The 14,891-nt window shown below is 65.7% G+C and carries 18 protein-coding genes; 14 read left to right on the top strand and 4 right to left on the bottom strand.

The annotated features are described in order from the left end of the window. Positions 1-121 precede the first annotated feature (121 nt). Positions 122-649 carry a hypothetical protein gene (locus AAFG13_RS10525; protein ID WP_342711960.1) on the top strand — a complete coding sequence of 176 codons (528 nt, stop codon included), beginning with the start codon at positions 122-124 and terminating at the stop codon, positions 647-649. Here the strand turns inward: AAFG13_RS10525 and AAFG13_RS10520 are convergent. The 3 genes from AAFG13_RS10520 to AAFG13_RS10510 form a co-directional block, all read right to left on the bottom strand. Continuing rightward, a complete protein-coding gene (locus AAFG13_RS10520) occupies positions 629-1,021 on the bottom strand; it encodes a carboxymuconolactone decarboxylase family protein (protein ID WP_173637433.1) in 393 nt (130 codons plus the stop codon). The genes AAFG13_RS10525 and AAFG13_RS10520 overlap by 21 nt on opposite strands. Positions 1,022-1,234: 213 nt before the next feature. Next, the gene (gene pcaD, locus AAFG13_RS10515; protein WP_342711959.1) at positions 1,235-2,017 is read right to left on the bottom strand and encodes a 3-oxoadipate enol-lactonase; all 783 of its coding nucleotides are present in this window, start codon (positions 2,015-2,017) and stop codon (positions 1,235-1,237) included. A 24-nt stretch (positions 2,018-2,041) separates the two neighbouring features. Then, complete coding sequence (locus tag AAFG13_RS10510) at positions 2,042-3,397, bottom strand: 3-carboxy-cis,cis-muconate cycloisomerase (protein WP_342711958.1); 1,356 nt, start codon at positions 3,395-3,397, stop codon at positions 2,042-2,044. A 209-nt stretch (positions 3,398-3,606) separates the two neighbouring features. Between AAFG13_RS10510 and AAFG13_RS10505 the strand changes: the two genes are divergently transcribed. The 10 genes from AAFG13_RS10505 to AAFG13_RS10460 all read left to right on the top strand — a co-directional run bounded on the left by AAFG13_RS10505 (position 3,607) and on the right by AAFG13_RS10460 (position 12,029). After that, positions 3,607-4,053, top strand: a complete 447-nt coding sequence (locus tag AAFG13_RS10505) for a carbon monoxide dehydrogenase subunit G (RefSeq protein WP_016840413.1) — start codon at positions 3,607-3,609, stop codon at positions 4,051-4,053. Between the two features lie 168 nt (positions 4,054-4,221). Continuing rightward, the gene (locus tag AAFG13_RS10500) at positions 4,222-4,707 is read left to right on the top strand and encodes a (2Fe-2S)-binding protein (protein WP_021077804.1); all 486 of its coding nucleotides are present in this window, start codon (positions 4,222-4,224) and stop codon (positions 4,705-4,707) included. Between the two features lie 37 nt (positions 4,708-4,744). Beyond that, positions 4,745-5,551, top strand: coding sequence for a xanthine dehydrogenase family protein subunit M (locus AAFG13_RS10495; RefSeq protein ID WP_342711957.1), 807 nt, complete (start codon positions 4,745-4,747; stop codon positions 5,549-5,551). A 114-nt stretch (positions 5,552-5,665) separates the two neighbouring features. Then, on the top strand, positions 5,666-6,574 hold the full coding sequence (locus AAFG13_RS10490; RefSeq protein WP_092115264.1) for a MoxR family ATPase: 909 nt from the start codon (positions 5,666-5,668) through the stop codon (positions 6,572-6,574). A gap of 174 nt (positions 6,575-6,748) precedes the next feature. Continuing rightward, positions 6,749-7,951 (top strand): VWA domain-containing protein, encoded by a 1,203-nt coding sequence (locus tag AAFG13_RS10485; RefSeq protein ID WP_212309939.1) that lies wholly within the window; start codon positions 6,749-6,751, stop codon positions 7,949-7,951. Between the two features lie 29 nt (positions 7,952-7,980). Then, a complete protein-coding gene (locus AAFG13_RS10480) occupies positions 7,981-8,304 on the top strand; it encodes an XdhC family protein (RefSeq protein WP_021077800.1) in 324 nt (107 codons plus the stop codon). Between the two features lie 168 nt (positions 8,305-8,472). Then, entirely contained in the window at positions 8,473-9,174 is a 702-nt protein-coding gene (locus AAFG13_RS10475) for an XdhC family protein (protein ID WP_212309938.1), read from the top strand. Beyond that, positions 9,171-10,775 carry a molybdopterin-binding/glycosyltransferase family 2 protein gene (locus tag AAFG13_RS10470; RefSeq protein WP_342711956.1) on the top strand — a complete coding sequence of 535 codons (1,605 nt, stop codon included), beginning with the start codon at positions 9,171-9,173 and terminating at the stop codon, positions 10,773-10,775. Before AAFG13_RS10475 ends, AAFG13_RS10470 begins: the two co-directional genes overlap by 4 nt. A gap of 286 nt (positions 10,776-11,061) precedes the next feature. Beyond that, the gene (locus tag AAFG13_RS10465) at positions 11,062-11,412 is read left to right on the top strand and encodes a DUF4189 domain-containing protein (protein ID WP_342713315.1); all 351 of its coding nucleotides are present in this window, start codon (positions 11,062-11,064) and stop codon (positions 11,410-11,412) included. Between the two features lie 206 nt (positions 11,413-11,618). Continuing rightward, positions 11,619-12,029 (top strand): DUF2000 family protein, encoded by a 411-nt coding sequence (locus AAFG13_RS10460; RefSeq protein ID WP_212309935.1) that lies wholly within the window; start codon positions 11,619-11,621, stop codon positions 12,027-12,029. A 371-nt stretch (positions 12,030-12,400) separates the two neighbouring features. Here AAFG13_RS10460 and AAFG13_RS10455 read toward each other — a convergent pair whose 3' ends face one another. Beyond that, positions 12,401-12,604 (bottom strand): hypothetical protein, encoded by a 204-nt coding sequence (locus AAFG13_RS10455; RefSeq protein WP_342713584.1) that lies wholly within the window; start codon positions 12,602-12,604, stop codon positions 12,401-12,403. Between AAFG13_RS10455 and AAFG13_RS10450 the strand changes: the two genes are divergently transcribed. Genes AAFG13_RS10450 through AAFG13_RS10440 form a run of 3 tightly spaced genes read left to right on the top strand, consistent with a single transcriptional unit; the run spans position 12,516 to position 14,889 of the window. Continuing rightward, positions 12,516-13,139, top strand: a complete 624-nt coding sequence (locus AAFG13_RS10450) for a helix-turn-helix domain-containing protein (protein ID WP_342713314.1) — start codon at positions 12,516-12,518, stop codon at positions 13,137-13,139. The genes AAFG13_RS10455 and AAFG13_RS10450 overlap by 89 nt on opposite strands. A 14-nt stretch (positions 13,140-13,153) precedes the next feature. Next, complete coding sequence (locus AAFG13_RS10445; protein ID WP_212310738.1) at positions 13,154-13,933, top strand: efflux RND transporter periplasmic adaptor subunit; 780 nt, start codon at positions 13,154-13,156, stop codon at positions 13,931-13,933. Then, positions 13,930-14,889: an ABC transporter ATP-binding protein gene (locus AAFG13_RS10440; RefSeq protein ID WP_212309933.1), complete on the top strand. Its 960-nt coding sequence runs from the start codon at positions 13,930-13,932 to the stop codon at positions 14,887-14,889. The genes AAFG13_RS10445 and AAFG13_RS10440 overlap by 4 nt, the downstream gene beginning before the upstream one ends. The last annotated feature ends 2 nt before the right edge of the window (positions 14,890-14,891 follow it).

The raw sequence follows: 14,891 nt of genomic DNA, 5'->3' as shown, positions 1-14,891 counted from the left end.
CCATCGCACCGCGCTTAACCTTAACAAAGGGTTTAAATTGCTGCCGGCAATCGATCGGCGTTACCTCGCAGGCTGAACCGTCGCCGATCCAAAAGGCGCCGGAGAGAAGCGGGAAGCGGCAATGTCGAGCAACTGGCGGATCAGCTCCTTCAACGGCGCGCTGCTTGCGGCCTATTTCATTCCGGTCTGGACCATCATCGCCTTCAGCATCATGGTGTCGCCGATCCACGGCCTCTATGAGCGGCCGAGCGTGTCGATCGCGCTGTATGCGAGCGACTATCTGCACCTCGGCAAGATGGCGACGGTGCGGCTCGCATGGCTGCTGGCGCTGGCGCGGATCACCGTGGTGGCGTTCTTCGCGGTCTTCCTCGCGATGGCCGCGTTCTCGCCGCTGCGCAAGACCAGCAGCGGCGCGGACGAGGCGCTGGCGGTGGCGCTCTGCCTCGGCAGCGTGCTGAGTTTTGCCAGCATGATGATGGCATCCAAGGTCGGCGAGATCGAAGCGTTGCGGATGCATGCGGCCGAGCTTCTGATGCTGCTCGGCACCGCGATCGTGATGCTGCTCGAGACCTCGCCGAAGCCCGCTACCGAGGCGCCGGCCGCCGAGGCCAGCACACCGGCGAGCGAACTATCCCTTCAGCAGCCCTAGTTCGGCAATGATCGCGCCGGCTTCCTTGACGGCGTGATTGGCGGCGGGCACGCCGCAATAGATCGCCTGCTGCAGCAGGATCTCCTTGATGTCCTCAGGCGTGAAGCCGCCTTCGCTGAGCGCTGCGCGCACATGCAGGCGGAACTCGTCCCACTGGCCGAGCGCGACCATGGTGCCGATCACCAGCACGCGGCGCGTGCGGTGATCGAAATGCGGCCGGGTCCAGATATCGCCCCACGCATAGCGCGTGATCAGGTCCTGGAAGTCGGTGTTGAACGCGTTGCGGTTCTTGATCGACTTGTCGACCCATTCATTGCCAAGCACCTTGCGGCGCTGCGTCATGCCGTCGTCGCGGCGCTGATTGTCGTCCATTGATGTCTCCTCCCGTCATTGCGAGCAGCGAAGCAATCCATGGGGCCGCCTATGCGGAAGGATGGATTGCTTCGTCGCTTCGTTTCTCGCAATGATGCTGTTGTGCATTTGGAATCGTAGCCCGGATGGAGCGAAGCGTAATCCGGGGTTCGGCGTTCGTCTCGATACTTGTCCCGGATTTCGCTTCGCTCCATCCGGGCTACGGCGTCGTGGTCAGCGTTGCGTCAGGAAGCCGACCACGGCTTCGGTGAAGGCGTGCGACTGCTCGACATTGGAGATGTGCGCGGCATCGAGCAGCGTCATGCTGGCGCCGGGAATGCCGCTGCGGATCATCTCACCCGCCGACACCGGCGTCGCCATGTCCTGCTTTCCCGCGATCACCAGGGTCGGGCTCTTGATCCGGGGCAACAGCGCGCGCTGGTCGAGCGTCGACAGCGCCTCGCAGCAGGCGAGATAGCCTTCGACGGGAGAGGCCAGCAGCATCGCCTTCATGCGTGCCGCGGTCTCGGGCTCGCGCTCGCGGAAGTCGGCGGTCAGCCAGCCCGCGATGACGGTGTCGGCGACGGCCGCGATGCCGCCTTGCTTCACCGCCTTGATGCGGTTCAGCCAGTTGGTCGGATCGGGATAGTAGCAGGCGGTGTTGGCGAGGATGATCTTGCCGAATCTTTCAGGCGCGTTGGCCCCTAACCACTGTCCGACCATGCCGCCCATCGACAGGCCGCACCAGTGCACCTTCTCGATATTGAGGTCGTCGAGGATCGCTAGCGCGTCGCGGCCGAACCGTTCCATCGAGTAGGGCCCTGCGGGCACGCCGGATTTGCCGTGGCCTCGGCGGTCGTAGCGAATGACGCGGAACATCTGTGTCAGCGCGCGCATCTGCGGCTCCCACATCTGCAAGGTGCAGCCGAGCGAGTTCGACAGCATCAAGGTCGGCCCGCCGTCGCGGCCATCCACCTGGACGTTGAGCAGGCATCCGTCGGCGTTGATCATCGGCATTGTCTTGTCCCTCTCGTCATCCCGCTACTTGTCATCCAGTGAAGCCAGCAGGCGGTCGATCAGCGCCTGCGAGGCGCCCTGATAGGCCATCGGCTCGAACAGCCCCGCGATTTTCTTGGCGTCGAGATGCGCGGTGACCGTCGCATCCGCCGACAGCACGTCGCGCAAATGCTTCTTCTCGGCGACCGCCTTCTTGCTCGCGGCTTCGATCAGATGATGGGCGTCGCCCTTGCCGATCTTTTCGGCGAGCGCAAAGGTGACGGCTTCCGCCATGATCAGCCCGTGGGTCGCATCGAGATTGGCGCGCATGCGCGCCGCATCGACCTCGAGGCCTTCGGCGAGATCGACGATGGCGGCAAGCGCGCCCGAGGTCACCAGCATCAGGCCCGGCAATGTCGGCCATTCCGCATGCCACGGGCCGGCGCTGCGCTCATGGTCCTGCACCTGCGCTGCGAAGATCGTGGCAGCGAGGTTCGGCGCCATGGTCGCAGCCCCCAGCGCGCTCGCGGCGGCGACGGGGTTGCGCTTGTGCGGCATGGTCGAGGAGCCGCCGCGGCCGGCGCCGGCGGGCTCGAAGGCTTCGCCGACATCGGTCTGCATCATCAGTGAAATGTCGCGCGCGATCTTGCCGCAGCTGCCGGCGAGGATGGCGAACACCGACGCGGCCTCGGCGATGCGGTCGCGGTGGGTGTGCCAGGGCGCATCCGGCAAGGGCAGGTCCAATTCCTGCGCAAGCGCTGCTGCGACCGAAAGTCCGTTGTTGCCGAGCGCGGCGAGCGTGCCGGCGGCGCCGCCGAATTGCACCGCCAGCGTCTCGCGGCGCAGGCGCAGTAAGCGCTTGCGGGATCGATGCAGGGCCGCGGCATATTCGGCGAGCTTCAGGCCGAACGGCATCGGCAGCGCATGCTGCAGCCAGGTCCGCGCCACCACCGCGGTGTCACGATGGGCACGGGCAAGCCCGGCAAAACCCGCAACGGCGCGGTCGAGGTCGGCGAGCAGCGCATCGATGCCGGCGCGCAGCGACAGCATGGTCGCGGTGTCGATGACGTCCTGGCTGGTCGCCCCCCAATGCACATAGCGCGCTGCCTCGGCATCCGCCTTGGCGACGTTGGCGGTCAGGGCCTTTACCAGCGGGATCGCCAGATTACCGGATCGCGTCGCGGCATCGGCCAGCGCGGCAAGGTCGAATGATTCGGCCCTGCAGGCGCTAGCGATCGGTCCCGCGCTAGCCGCGGGAATCACGCCGCAGGCCACTTCGGCGCCGGCCAGCGCGGCCTCGAAATCCAGCATGTTTTGCAGGGTGGCAGCGTCGTCGCACACCGCGCGCATCGCGGCGCTCGACAGCATCGGCGCAAGCAGGGGGGAGAGGGCTGTGCTCATGGCGCGCGACCTAACCACTGTCGCGCGCTCCTGCCAATGGCCCGCCGCTGCCGCCAATTTCGGCAGCGTAGATTGCGCGATTTCGTGAACGGCGGACGCGTCTTGCTGCGGTGCGAATATGCATCGCTCATCCTCCGAAGGTGCCCTTTCCTTTGCGCCCGGGCTGCTTTACTTGGGGGCAAAGGTTCTAGCGATCGAGGAGGTCCCCCATGGCCATGACAATGACCGGCGAAGTCCAGCTTGCAGCGCCGCGCCAGGCTGTGTGGGACAAGCTCAACGATCCCGAGGTGCTGAAGGCCTGCATTCCCGGCTGCGAAGAGCTGGAGAAGACCGACGAGGGCGGCTTCCGCGCCACCGCCAAGATGAAGGTCGGCCCGGTCTCGGCCCGCTTCAAGGGCAAGGTCACCTTGAGCGATCTCGATCCGCCGAACGGCTACAAGATCTCAGGCGAAGGCGAGGGCGGCGTGGCCGGCTTCGCCAAGGGCGGCGCCACCGTCGGCCTCGCCGACAAGGATGGCGGCACGCTGCTGAGCTACAACGTAGAGGCGCAGATCGGCGGCAAGCTCGCCCAGCTCGGCCAGCGCCTGATCAACGGCGCCGCCAAGAAGCTGGCGGACGAATTCTTTGCAAATTTTGCCAAGGCGGTACAAGGTTAGCCCCGCAGGCGGGCCGGATCATTCAGGCCCCGCCGTGCCTTGCCGTTATGTCCTGGATGGGTGGCTCGAAAGGTTGCCCATCGCAGGGCGCGCCCATATTATGCCGTCTGGAATGATTTTAAACCGCCTGCTTCGCCGATATGCGGTGGGGCAGATAAGAGAGTGCTGATGGCCAAGATTTCAATGATCGTGAACGGCAACCCCGTGAACGCGAACGTCGACCCCCGTACCCTTCTGGTCCAGTTTCTGCGCGAAAACCTGCGGCTGACAGGTACCCATGTCGGCTGCGACACCTCGCAGTGCGGCGCCTGCGTCGTGCATCTGGACGGCAAGGCGGTGAAGTCCTGCACGACGCTTGCGGTGATGGCCGACGGTCATGAGGTCAAGACCATCGAGGGGCTGGCGGCCGATGGCGCGCCGCTGCATCCGATGCAGGAGGCCTTCCGCGAGCATCACGGCCTGCAGTGCGGCTTCTGCACGCCGGGCATGATCATGACCGCCGTCGACCTGGTCCATCGCAAGGGCCACGACCTCTCCGACGAGGTGATCCGGGAGGAGCTGGAAGGCAATCTGTGCCGCTGCACCGGCTACCAGAACATCGTTGCTTCGATCGCCGCCGGCGCCAAGGCGATGGCCAAATCGGACCTCGCCTAATCAGCAATTCGTCGCGACAAGCGATCAGGACATTCCAATGTACGAATTCAAATATCATCGCCCTGGCACCGTGCGGCAGGCCGCCAACCTGCTGGTGAAGAACGAGGACGCCAAGCTGATCGCCGGCGGTCACACGCTGGTGCCGGTCATGAAGCAGCGGCTCGCAAGCCCGCCGCATCTGGTCGACCTCTCCCATATCGAAGGTCTCGACACGATCGAGATGAAGGGCCGCTCGCTGGTGATCGGCGCCACCGCCAAGCACGCCGAGGTCGCGAACTCCGCTGTTGTCGGCGAGGCGATCCCGGCGCTGGCCGAGCTTGCCGGCATGATCGGCGATCCCGCCGTGCGCCACCGTGGCACCATCGGCGGCTCGCTCGCCAACAACGACCCGACCGCGGACTATCCGGCTGCGGTGCTGGCGCTGGGCGCGACCATCGTCACCAACAAGCGCCGCCTCAAGGCCGAGGAGTATTTCCAGGGCCTGTTCACGACCGCGCTGGAGGCCGACGAGATCATCACCAAGGTGATGTTCCCGCTGCCGAAGAAGGCGGCCTATGTGAAGTTCCGCAACCAGGCCTCGCGCTACGCGTTGGTTGGTGTGTTCGTGGCCAAGCGTCCGTCCGACGTGCGCGTCGCGGTCACCGGTGCGGGCTCTGACGGCGTGTTCCGCGTCACCGCGTTCGAGGAGCCCCTGAAGAAGCGCTTCTCGCACAAGGTGCTCGACGGCATCGCGGTTCCGGCCGACGGGCTGAACAGCGACCTGCACGGCAGTGCCGAATACCGCGCCCATCTGATCGGCGTTCTGACGCGCAGGGCGGTGGAAGCCGCCAACGCCAAGGACTAGATCCAAGGGACTAGACAAGGGACTAGATCCCAAGAGCTAGATCGCAAGGTCTAGTTCCAAGAACCAAATCCACGGCGTGATTTTGCTAACCCCTGTTCGAAGACTGGCTGTTCCATGAGTGCACCGGCGTTACCCACTTCCGTCGATGCGCTCGAGGAGCTGCTGACGTCGCGCGGCTATCTCGCCGAGCGGTCGCTCGCGACCGTGACCTATCTGGCGCTGCGCATGGGCCGGCCGCTGTTCCTCGAAGGCGAGGCCGGCGTCGGCAAGACCGAGATCGCAAAGGTCCTGTCGGCGGCGCTCGGGCGCAAGCTGATCCGCCTGCAATGCTATGAAGGTCTCGATGTCGCTTCCGCCGTCTATGAGTGGAGCAGCGCGGCGCAGATGATCGCGATCCGGCTCGCGGAAGCCTCCGGCGATACCGATCGCGACCAGCTCGCCAGCGACATTTTCGCCGAGCGCTTCCTGATCAAGCGGCCGCTGCTGCAGGCGCTCGAGCCCGATGTCGCTGGCCCCCCGGTGCTGCTGATCGACGAGCTCGACCGCGCCGACGAGGCGTTCGAGGCGTATCTCCTGGAAATCCTCAGCGACTTCCAGGTCACGATCCCCGAGCTGGGCACCGTGAAGGCGCCGGCGCCGCCGATCGTCATCATTACCTCGAACCGCACCCGCGAGATCCACGACGCGCTGAAGCGACGCTGCCTCTATCACTGGGTGGATTATCCCACGGCCGACCGCGAGCTCGCGATCGTCAAGTCGCGGGTGCCGAACATTTCCGCCAAACTGTCGCAGCAGGTCGTCCGCTTCGTGCAGGCGCTCCGCAACCAGGATTTCTACAAGTCGCCGGGCGTCGCCGAGACCATCGACTGGGCCACCGCGCTGTCCGAGCTCGACGCGCGCTCGCTGACGCCGCAGGTGGTCGGCGACACGCTGGGCGCACTCTTGAAGTACCAGGACGACATCGCGCGCATGCAGGGCGATGCGTTGCAGAAGACATTGAAGGAAGCGACGAGCGAGACGTAAGTCGCGCGCGCCGCAACAACGTTCAGTCGGGCGCCGCAACAAAGGTTCGTCATTCCGGGGCGCGCCACTTGGCGCGAGCCCGGAATCCATTGGGCCGCATCGGCGTTGAAAAATGGATTCCGGGCCCGCGCTGCGCGCGTCCCGGAATGACGGGTTGGAGAGAGTGCGCATCTAATGGCCATCAACCACCTCAATCCCCCAACCGGCCACATGGCCGACAACGTGATCGGCTTTGCCCGCGCGTTGCGGGCGGCCGGGCTTCCCGTGGGGCCGGGCTCGGTGATCGATGCGCTCGATGCGCTGCAGCTTATCGAGGTCGGCCATCGCTTAGACTTCTACGCCACGTTGGAGGCGATCTTCGTCAAGCGCCATGAGCACGCGCTGATCTTCCGCCAGGCCTTCGAGCTGTTCTTCCGCGCCGCCGAGGAGTGGAAGAGCATGCTGGATTCGGTCCCGCTGCCCGATCACGCCAGGAAGAAGCCGCCGCCGGCCTCGCGCCGCGTCCAGGAGGCGATGGCGCAGCCGGCGAAGAGCGAGGAGCGGCCGCAGGCCCAGGAGCAGGAGCTCAAGCTCTCGGTCTCCGACAAGGAGGTGCTGCAGAAGAAGGATTTTGCGCAGATGACCGCGGCGGAGATCGCCGAGGTGACGCGCGAGATCGCCAGGATGCGGCTGCCGCAGGCCGAACTGGTCACCCGCCGCTACCAGCCGGATGCGCGGGGATTGCGGCTCGACATGCGGCGCACCGTGCGCAACTCGCTGCGCACCGGCGGTGAGATCATCGATATCCGAAAGCTCGGCCGGATCGAGAAGCCGGCGCCGATCGTGGCGCTGCTCGATATCTCCGGCTCGATGAGCGAGTACACCCGCCTGTTCCTGCACTTCCTGCACGCCATCACCGACTACCGCAAGCGGGTCTCGGTGTTCCTGTTCGGCACCCGCCTGACCAATGTGACGCGCGCGTTACGGGCGCGTGACCCCGACGAGGCGTTGGCGAGCTGCACGTCCTCGGTCGAGGACTGGGCCGGCGGGACGCGGATCGCGACCTCGCTGCACACCTTCAACCAGCTCTGGGCCCGCCGGGTGCTCGGGCAGGGCGCGATCGTCCTCCTTATATCCGATGGACTAGAACGCGAGGCCGATGCCAAACTGGCCTTCGAGATGGACCGATTGCACCGCTCCTGCCGCCGCCTGATCTGGCTCAACCCGCTGCTGCGCTATTCCGGCTTCGAGGCCAAGGCCCAGGGCATCAAAATGATGCTGCCCCACGTTGACGAATTTCGTCCGGTGCATAACTTGACGTCCATCAAGGGCTTGATCGGGGCGCTGTCATCCCCGCCACCGGCGCACCACCGCAGCCTGATCCGCTCTGTAGCCTAAGAAGCCTGACCCGATAGCAGGAGGCCACCATGCTGAACCGCGACGAAGACATCCTTCAGGCCGCCGAGACCTGGCAGAAGCAGGGCCATGGCGTGGCGCTCGCCACCGTGGTCGAGACCTGGGGCTCGGCGCCGCGCCCGGCCGGTTCGAGCCTCGTCATCAATGACGACGGCACGTTCTTGGGCAGCGTCTCCGGCGGCTGCGTCGAGGGCGCTGTCGTCACCGAGGCGCTCGACGTGATCGCGAGCGGCCAGCCAAAAATGCTCGAATTCGGCGTCGCCGACGAGACGGCCTGGAATGTTGGCCTTTCCTGCGGCGGCACCATCCGCGTGTTCGTCGAGAAGGTCGGGTAGTGCCGCCGATTTGAAGTTCCTGTAGTGTATGCCGCGCGTGCGGTTCAGGAACTTCAAATCGATAAGCGGCACTACAATCGTTAAGTTGCAAGTGCCCCTCTTGTTTCCGAAGTTCGTACGAGAGGGCGCCGCGAGAGAGGTACGAACTTCGGAAACGGGGCACTTGCCGTGAAACTCGAGATCCTCAAAGAGCTCAATGCCGAACGCGCCGCGCGCCGCCCGGTCATCATCGTCACCGACACCGCCAATGGCGAGCAGCGCTTGGTCAAGGCCAAGGACATCGCCGCCGATCCGCTACGCGCCGAGCTCGCCAAGCAGCTGCGGATGGGCAAGAGCGGCAATGTCGAGGTCGCGGGCAAGAAGCTGTTCCTCAACGTCTACGCGCCGACCGCAAAGCTCGTGATCATCGGAGCGGTCCATATCAGCCAGGCGCTGGCGCCGCTGGCGCGCTCGCTCGATTACGACGTGACCGTGGTCGATCCGCGCACCGCGTTTGCAAGCCCGGAGCGTTTCCCCGACGTGCCGCTGGTCGCCGAATGGCCCGACGTCGCGCTGCCGCCGCTCAACGTCGATCACTACACGGCGTTCGTCGCGGTGACGCACGATCCCAAAATCGACGATCCGGCGCTGCTGCACGCCTTCGACCGCGACTGCTTCTATATCGGCGCGCTCGGCTCGCGGAAGACGCACGCCAAGCGCGCCGAGCGGCTGCGTGCGCAGGGCGCCAAGGACAGCGACATCGCGCGCATCCACGCGCCGATCGGGCTCGATATCGGCGCGGTGTCGCCGTCGGAGATCGCGGTTGCGATCATGGCCGAGATCACCGCGCAGCTGCGCTTGCCTCCCAAAGAAAAAGAAGAAGCGGCATGAAGTTCGGTCCCGCCAGTCCGGCCGACGCGATTGGCGGCGTCACCGTGCACACGCTCCGCCAGGGTACGCTGGTGCTGAAGAAGGGCACCACGATCGGCCCTGACGAGGTCGAGGCGCTGACCAAAGCCGGCGTCAAGGACATCGTCGTGGTACGGCTGGAGGAGGGCGACGTCTCCGAGGACGTCGCGGCCGCCAGCATCGCGCAGGCGGTGGCGGGCGAGGGCGTCAATGTCGAGCGCGCCTTCACCGGCCGCGCCAATCTGTTCGCGGCGCGCCCGGGCGTGCTGGTGGTCGACAGCGCCGCGGTCGATCGCATCAACGGCGTCGACGAGGCGATCACCTTTGCAACGCTCTCAGCGTTCAAGCCGGTGGTCGAAGGCGAGATGATCGCGACCGTCAAGCTGATCCCGTTCGGCGTCGAGGGCCGGCTGCGCGATGCCGCAGTTGCAGTCGCGGGCAAGGATACGCTGCGGATCGCGCCTTACACGATCAAGAAGGTCGGCGTGGTCTCGACGCTGCTGCCGGGCCTTGCGCCGAAGGTGATCGACAAGACGCTGCGCGTCACCGCCGAACGGCTCGCGCCGGCCGGTGCCACCATCATCGCCGAGCGCCGGGTGCCGCATGACGAGACCGTACTCGCGGCTTCGATCAAGGAATTGCTCGGCTTGGGGGCCGAGCTCGTCATCGTGTTCGGCGCATCGGCGATCGCCGACCGCCGCGACGTGATCCCGGCCGCCATCACCGAGATCGGCGGCGCGATCGAGCATTTCGGCATGCCGGTCGATCCCGGCAATCTGCTCCTGATCGGCAGCGCCGGCGGCGTGCCGGTGCTGGGCGCGCCGGGCTGCGCGCGCTCGCCGGTCGAGAACGGTTTTGACTGGGTGCTGATGCGGCTGCTCGCCGGCATCAAGGTGACACGGTCGGATCTCACCGGCATGGGCGTCGGCGGCCTCTTGATGGAGATCGTGACGCGGCCGCAGCCGCGCACCGTCCCGGACACCGAAGGCAACCGCAACGTCGCGGCCATCGTGCTCGCCGCCGGACGTTCGACCCGGATGGGCGGCCCGAACAAGCTGCTCGCCGAGCTCGACGGCAAGAAGCTCGCGCGAATCGTCGCCGAGCAGGCGCTGGCCTCGAAGGCTTCGGAGGTGATCGTCGTCACCGGGCACCAGGCCGATCTGGTCGAGCAGGCGCTTGATGGACTCAAGGTCAGGTTCGTCCGCAACCCGGATTTCGCCGGCGGTCTCGCCAGCTCGGTGAAGGCCGGCATCTCGGCGGTCTCCGACAGCGCCGATGGCGCGGTGGTCTGCCTCGGCGACATGCCGCTGATCGATGCGAAGCTGATCGATCGCCTGATCGAAAACTTTGCGCCCGATCGCGGCCATCTGATCGCAGTGCCCGTCTGCGAGGGTCGCCGTGGTAATCCGGTGTTGTGGTCGCGGCGCTTCTTCAGGGAATTGATGACGCTCGACGGCGACATCGGCGCCCGTCATCTGATCGCCAAGCATACCGAGGTGGTCGCCGAGGTCCCGGTCGAAGGCAACAGCGCCTTCCTCGACATCGACACGCCGCAGGCGCTGGAAGCCGCGCGCCGCGGCTAGCTCCATCTGCCGTCGTCCCGGCCAAGCGAAGCGCGAGCCGGGACCCATAACCACAGGATGCACTTGTTGTGCGACGCTGGGGCCCCAGCGAATTCGATCACACTAGGCGGTGGTTATGGTCCCGGCTTTCGCCGGGACGACCAGCGGATAGAACTCGTCGCAACCCGTCATTCACCATCTGGAAACGACCCCTTTGTACAGTCCGCGCCGGACTTTGGGGGATTTCCGCTTGATCATTTCGACCGCCGCCGCGCAGCGCCGCGCGCTGACGATTCTCGTCCTGACATTGCTACTCGGTGCCACGCGCTTCTCCGTGGAATCCTTCATCCCCAAGGCTCGCGCGGCCGGCGCGTTCGCGGTCGGCAAATGCGGGGCGTATGGCCAGGCTTACGACTACCCGGCGGAAGGCGCGGCGCGCGCCGCGGCGCTGAAGCAGTGCAAGGACGATTGCACCACCGTGACCATGAAGCGCGCCTGTGCCGCGCTCGCGATCGACATGAGGAATCCTTGCGGCGCGCATGGCTATGCGGTGGCGCCGAAGATCTCGAGCTCGCTCAATGCCGCGACCAAGAAATGCTACGACTATGGCGGCAAGGAATGCGTGATCCGCGCCTGGGCATGCGACGCCAAGGGGTAAGCGGTCCGTTCGCGAGGCCGCGTGAGGGCCTGCGACATTCGGAAACAACAACTCGGCTCTCGTAGCCCGGATGAGCGAAGCGATATCCGGGGCGGTCGAACCCGCATATCGCTTCGCTCATGCGGGCTACGCGCTGTCACCAATATGCTAGCGTGCCTTGCGCCGTCAGGGCTGGTCTCCGCCGCCGCTGCCGCTAAACTCGCGCCATGCAGTTCGATACCAAGATCGCGGTCGTGATCCGCACCGACCTGGAAGTCTGGCAGAAGCTCAACGTGGCGTCGTTTCTCGCCGGTGGCATCGCCGCTTCCTTTCCCGAATGCATCGGCGAGAACTACGAGGACGGCTCGGGGACGAAGTATCTGTCCCTGATCGGCCAGCCGATCCTGATCTACGGCGCCGACCGCGCGCAGTTGTCGCGCGCGCTGGAACGTGCGCTGGCGCGCGAGGTGAAACCTGCGCTCTATACCGAGGACATGTTCAAGACCACGCATGATGCTGCCAACCGTGAGGTCGTGAAGGCGGTCGCGCGCACGGAACTCAACCTCGTCGGCCTTGCCTTTCGCGCCGAGCGCAAGGTGGTCGACAAGATCCTCGATGGGCTGAAGTTTCACACGTAGCGCGCCAACTCTTTCCGTCGTCATTCCCCGGTGCGCAATTGCGCACCTGGGGGCTCGCGAAGCGAGAGCCCGGAATCCATTTGTCCGGGAGTTACGCGGCGCGATGGATTCTGGGCTCGTGCTTCGCACGCTCCGGAATGACGGAGAGGGCGGTGTGGAATGCAGTGCACGCTTGAGCGTGCACGGGACCCGTAGGGGCGATCGGGACCCGGCTTTCCTCGAGTGTTGCGCCGCGAGACCGCGGTCGCACGGCCTCTGACCGTCAGCCCGGAAATGGGAACGGTTTTTGATCCCGCTCAAGCACGCGAACAGGAACATTTCGTATCGAACCGGGCTTTCCTGAATCACATTGACAATGACTGACCAGTCAGTCATATTATGGCCATGACAAAGCGCAGCAACAAGACGACCCGCACCCAGCCCGCCAACCGCCGGATCACGATCCGGGCCGCCGCGGCGAGGATCCCGAAGGTGGCCTCGGCAACAGTGCCTGAGACGAAGCCGGCTGCGAGCCGCGCCGGGAAATCCGCGGAGCGGCGCGCGGCGATCATCGAGGCGGCGATGGACGAGTTCATCGCACGCGGCTTTGCCGCGACGCGGCTCGACGACGTCGCCAAGCGGGCCGGCGTCGCCAAGGGCACGCTCTATCTCTACTTCAAGGACAAGGAATCGATGTTCGAGGAGCTGATCCGCACCGCACTGGTGCCGCTGATCGGCCGCTTGACCGCGCTGCCGACGATCACCGGTCCCGTGCGCGACGCGGTGGAGGGATTTGCCGAGACCTTCATGCGCGAGGTCGTGGCGACCCGGCGCGGCGACATCATCCGCCTGATCGTGTCCGAAGGGCCGCGCTTTCCGGCGATCGCCGATTTCTATTTCCGCGAGGTGGTGTCGAAGGGCCTGACCGGCATGAAGGCGCTGGTCCAGCTCGCGATCACGCGCGGCGAGATCACGCACCGCGAGCTCGGGGATTTCCCGCAGCTGGTCGTCGCGCCCGCGATCGTCGCGGTGATCTGGCAGAGCCTGTTTGCCCGGCACGCGCCGCTCGATGGGCTCGCGATGTTCAAGGTTCATCTCGATCTGATCTTCGGCGAACGGAGGAAGACATGACCGCGTCGCGCACGATGAAGCTTGTGACAGCAGTCGCGCTGGTCGTGGCGCTGGCCGGCTGCAAGGAGAAGCGCGACCCCGGCTTCCAGGGCTGGGTCGAGGCCGACATGATCTTCGTCAGCCCCGATGAATCCGGCCGCGTCATCAAGCTCAATGTGCGCGAGGGCGACGAGGTTAAGCCCGGCGATATGCTCTATTCGGTCGACGACGATCTGCAGCGCGCCGATCTCAACCAGAACAACGCGACCTTGGCCAACGCGCAGCAGAGCTATGACCGCGCCGCCTCGCTGCGCGGCACCGGCGCCGGCACCCAGGCCAATCTGGATTCCGCCGTCTCGGCGCTGCGCGTCGCGGAAGCGCGTGTCGTCACCTCGCAGACCCGCCTCGACCGCCGCAAGGGCATTGCGCCGATCGCGGGCTCGATCCAGCAGATCTATTTCCGCGAGGGCGAGATGGTGCAGGCGCAGCGGCCGGTGCTGTCGATCATGCCGCCCGGCAACATGAAGCTGCGCTTCTTCGTGCCGGAAACCGAGCTGCCGAAGCTCGCGCTCGGCGACGAGGTGAGGGTGACCTGCGACAATTGCGCCGCCGATCTCACCGCCAAGATCTATTTCATCGCCACCACGGCGGAGTACACGCCGCCCGTCATCTACAGCCTGGATGAGCGCAACAAGCTGGTCTATCTGATCCAGGCGCGGCCGAGCCGGCCCGATGTCCTCCGCGTCGGCCAGCCGATCAGTATCTACCTCAATCCCAAGACTAACTCGAAGACGCCGATGGCGGAGCGCAGATGAACGGCGGTCCGACCAACGCCCGCTCCAACGCATCGTCCATCGCGATCGATGTGAAGGGCCTGACCAAATCGTTCAATGGGCGAGAGGTGGTCCACGACCTGTCGATGCAGGTCAAGCGCGGCTCGATCTATGGCTTTCTCGGCCCCAACGGCAGCGGCAAGACCACCACCATCCGCATCCTGTGCGGCCTGTTGACGCCCGACAGTGGCGAGGGCACTTGCCTCGGCTACGACATCCGGCGCGATGCCGACAAGATCAAGCGCAAGGTCGGCTACATGACGCAGCGCTTCAGCCTCTACCAGGATCTGTCGGTGCGCGAGAATCTGGAGTTCGTCGCGCGGCTCTACGGCATGCTGGACGCGCGCGGCGCCGCGCGCGACATGATCGCGCGCATCGGCCTCAAGGGGCGCGAGGAGCAACTCGCCGGCGAGCTGTCGGGCGGCTGGAAGCAGCGACTGGCGCTCGGCGCCTGCACGCTGCCCAATCCGCAATTGCTGCTGCTCGACGAACCCACCGCCGGCGTCGATCCCAAGGCGCGGCGCGATTTCTGGAACGAGATTCACGCACTCGCCGCCGAAGGCCTCACCGTGCTGGTCTCGACCCATTACATGGACGAAGCCGAGCGCTGTCATGAGATCGCCTACATCGCTTACGGCCATCTGCTGGCGCATGGCACGGTGGATGAGGTGATCGCAAAGTCTGAGCTGTCGACCTACACCGTCACCGGCGAGGATTTCAACGGCCTGATGGCCGAGCTCACGGGCAAGCCGGGCGTCGACATGGTGGCGCCGTTCGGCACCAGCCTGCACGTCTCCGGCCGCGACAAGGCGGCGCTCGAGGGCGCCATTGCGCCGTATCGCCGCAACGCGAAGTGGCGTTGGCAGGCGAGCGAGCCGTCGCTCGAAGACGTATTCATCGACCTGATGGGGCGCTCCAGAGACAACTTCCAGGGATGACT

This window comes from Bradyrhizobium sp. B124, assembly GCF_038967635.1.
Lineage (GTDB): Bacteria > Pseudomonadota > Alphaproteobacteria > Rhizobiales > Xanthobacteraceae > Bradyrhizobium.
The sequence above is the reverse complement of the archived record's forward strand: the minus strand, read 5'-3'. Positions and strand labels throughout refer to the sequence as shown.

Excerpts from the sequence above, each read along its gene's own strand:
- AAFG13_RS10525 (WP_342711960.1), top strand. The coding sequence starts at position 122 with ATGTCGAGCAACTGGCGGATCAGCTCCTTCAACGGCGCGCTGCTTGCG.
- AAFG13_RS10520 (WP_173637433.1), bottom strand. The coding sequence starts at position 1,021 with ATGGACGACAATCAGCGCCGCGACGACGGCATGACGCAGCGCCGCAAG.
- pcaD (WP_342711959.1), bottom strand. The coding sequence starts at position 2,017 with ATGCCGATGATCAACGCCGACGGATGCCTGCTCAACGTCCAGGTGGAT.
- AAFG13_RS10510 (WP_342711958.1), bottom strand. The coding sequence starts at position 3,397 with ATGAGCACAGCCCTCTCCCCCCTGCTTGCGCCGATGCTGTCGAGCGCC.
- AAFG13_RS10505 (WP_016840413.1), top strand. The coding sequence starts at position 3,607 with ATGGCCATGACAATGACCGGCGAAGTCCAGCTTGCAGCGCCGCGCCAG.
- AAFG13_RS10500 (WP_021077804.1), top strand. The coding sequence starts at position 4,222 with ATGGCCAAGATTTCAATGATCGTGAACGGCAACCCCGTGAACGCGAAC.
- AAFG13_RS10495 (WP_342711957.1), top strand. The coding sequence starts at position 4,745 with ATGTACGAATTCAAATATCATCGCCCTGGCACCGTGCGGCAGGCCGCC.
- AAFG13_RS10490 (WP_092115264.1), top strand. The coding sequence starts at position 5,666 with ATGAGTGCACCGGCGTTACCCACTTCCGTCGATGCGCTCGAGGAGCTG.
- AAFG13_RS10485 (WP_212309939.1), top strand. The coding sequence starts at position 6,749 with ATGGCCATCAACCACCTCAATCCCCCAACCGGCCACATGGCCGACAAC.
- AAFG13_RS10480 (WP_021077800.1), top strand. The coding sequence starts at position 7,981 with ATGCTGAACCGCGACGAAGACATCCTTCAGGCCGCCGAGACCTGGCAG.
- AAFG13_RS10470 (WP_342711956.1), top strand. The coding sequence starts at position 9,171 with ATGAAGTTCGGTCCCGCCAGTCCGGCCGACGCGATTGGCGGCGTCACC.
- AAFG13_RS10460 (WP_212309935.1), top strand. The coding sequence starts at position 11,619 with ATGCAGTTCGATACCAAGATCGCGGTCGTGATCCGCACCGACCTGGAA.
- AAFG13_RS10455 (WP_342713584.1), bottom strand. The coding sequence starts at position 12,604 with ATGAACTCGTCCATCGCCGCCTCGATGATCGCCGCGCGCCGCTCCGCG.
- AAFG13_RS10445 (WP_212310738.1), top strand. The coding sequence starts at position 13,154 with ATGAAGCTTGTGACAGCAGTCGCGCTGGTCGTGGCGCTGGCCGGCTGC.
- AAFG13_RS10440 (WP_212309933.1), top strand. The coding sequence starts at position 13,930 with ATGAACGGCGGTCCGACCAACGCCCGCTCCAACGCATCGTCCATCGCG.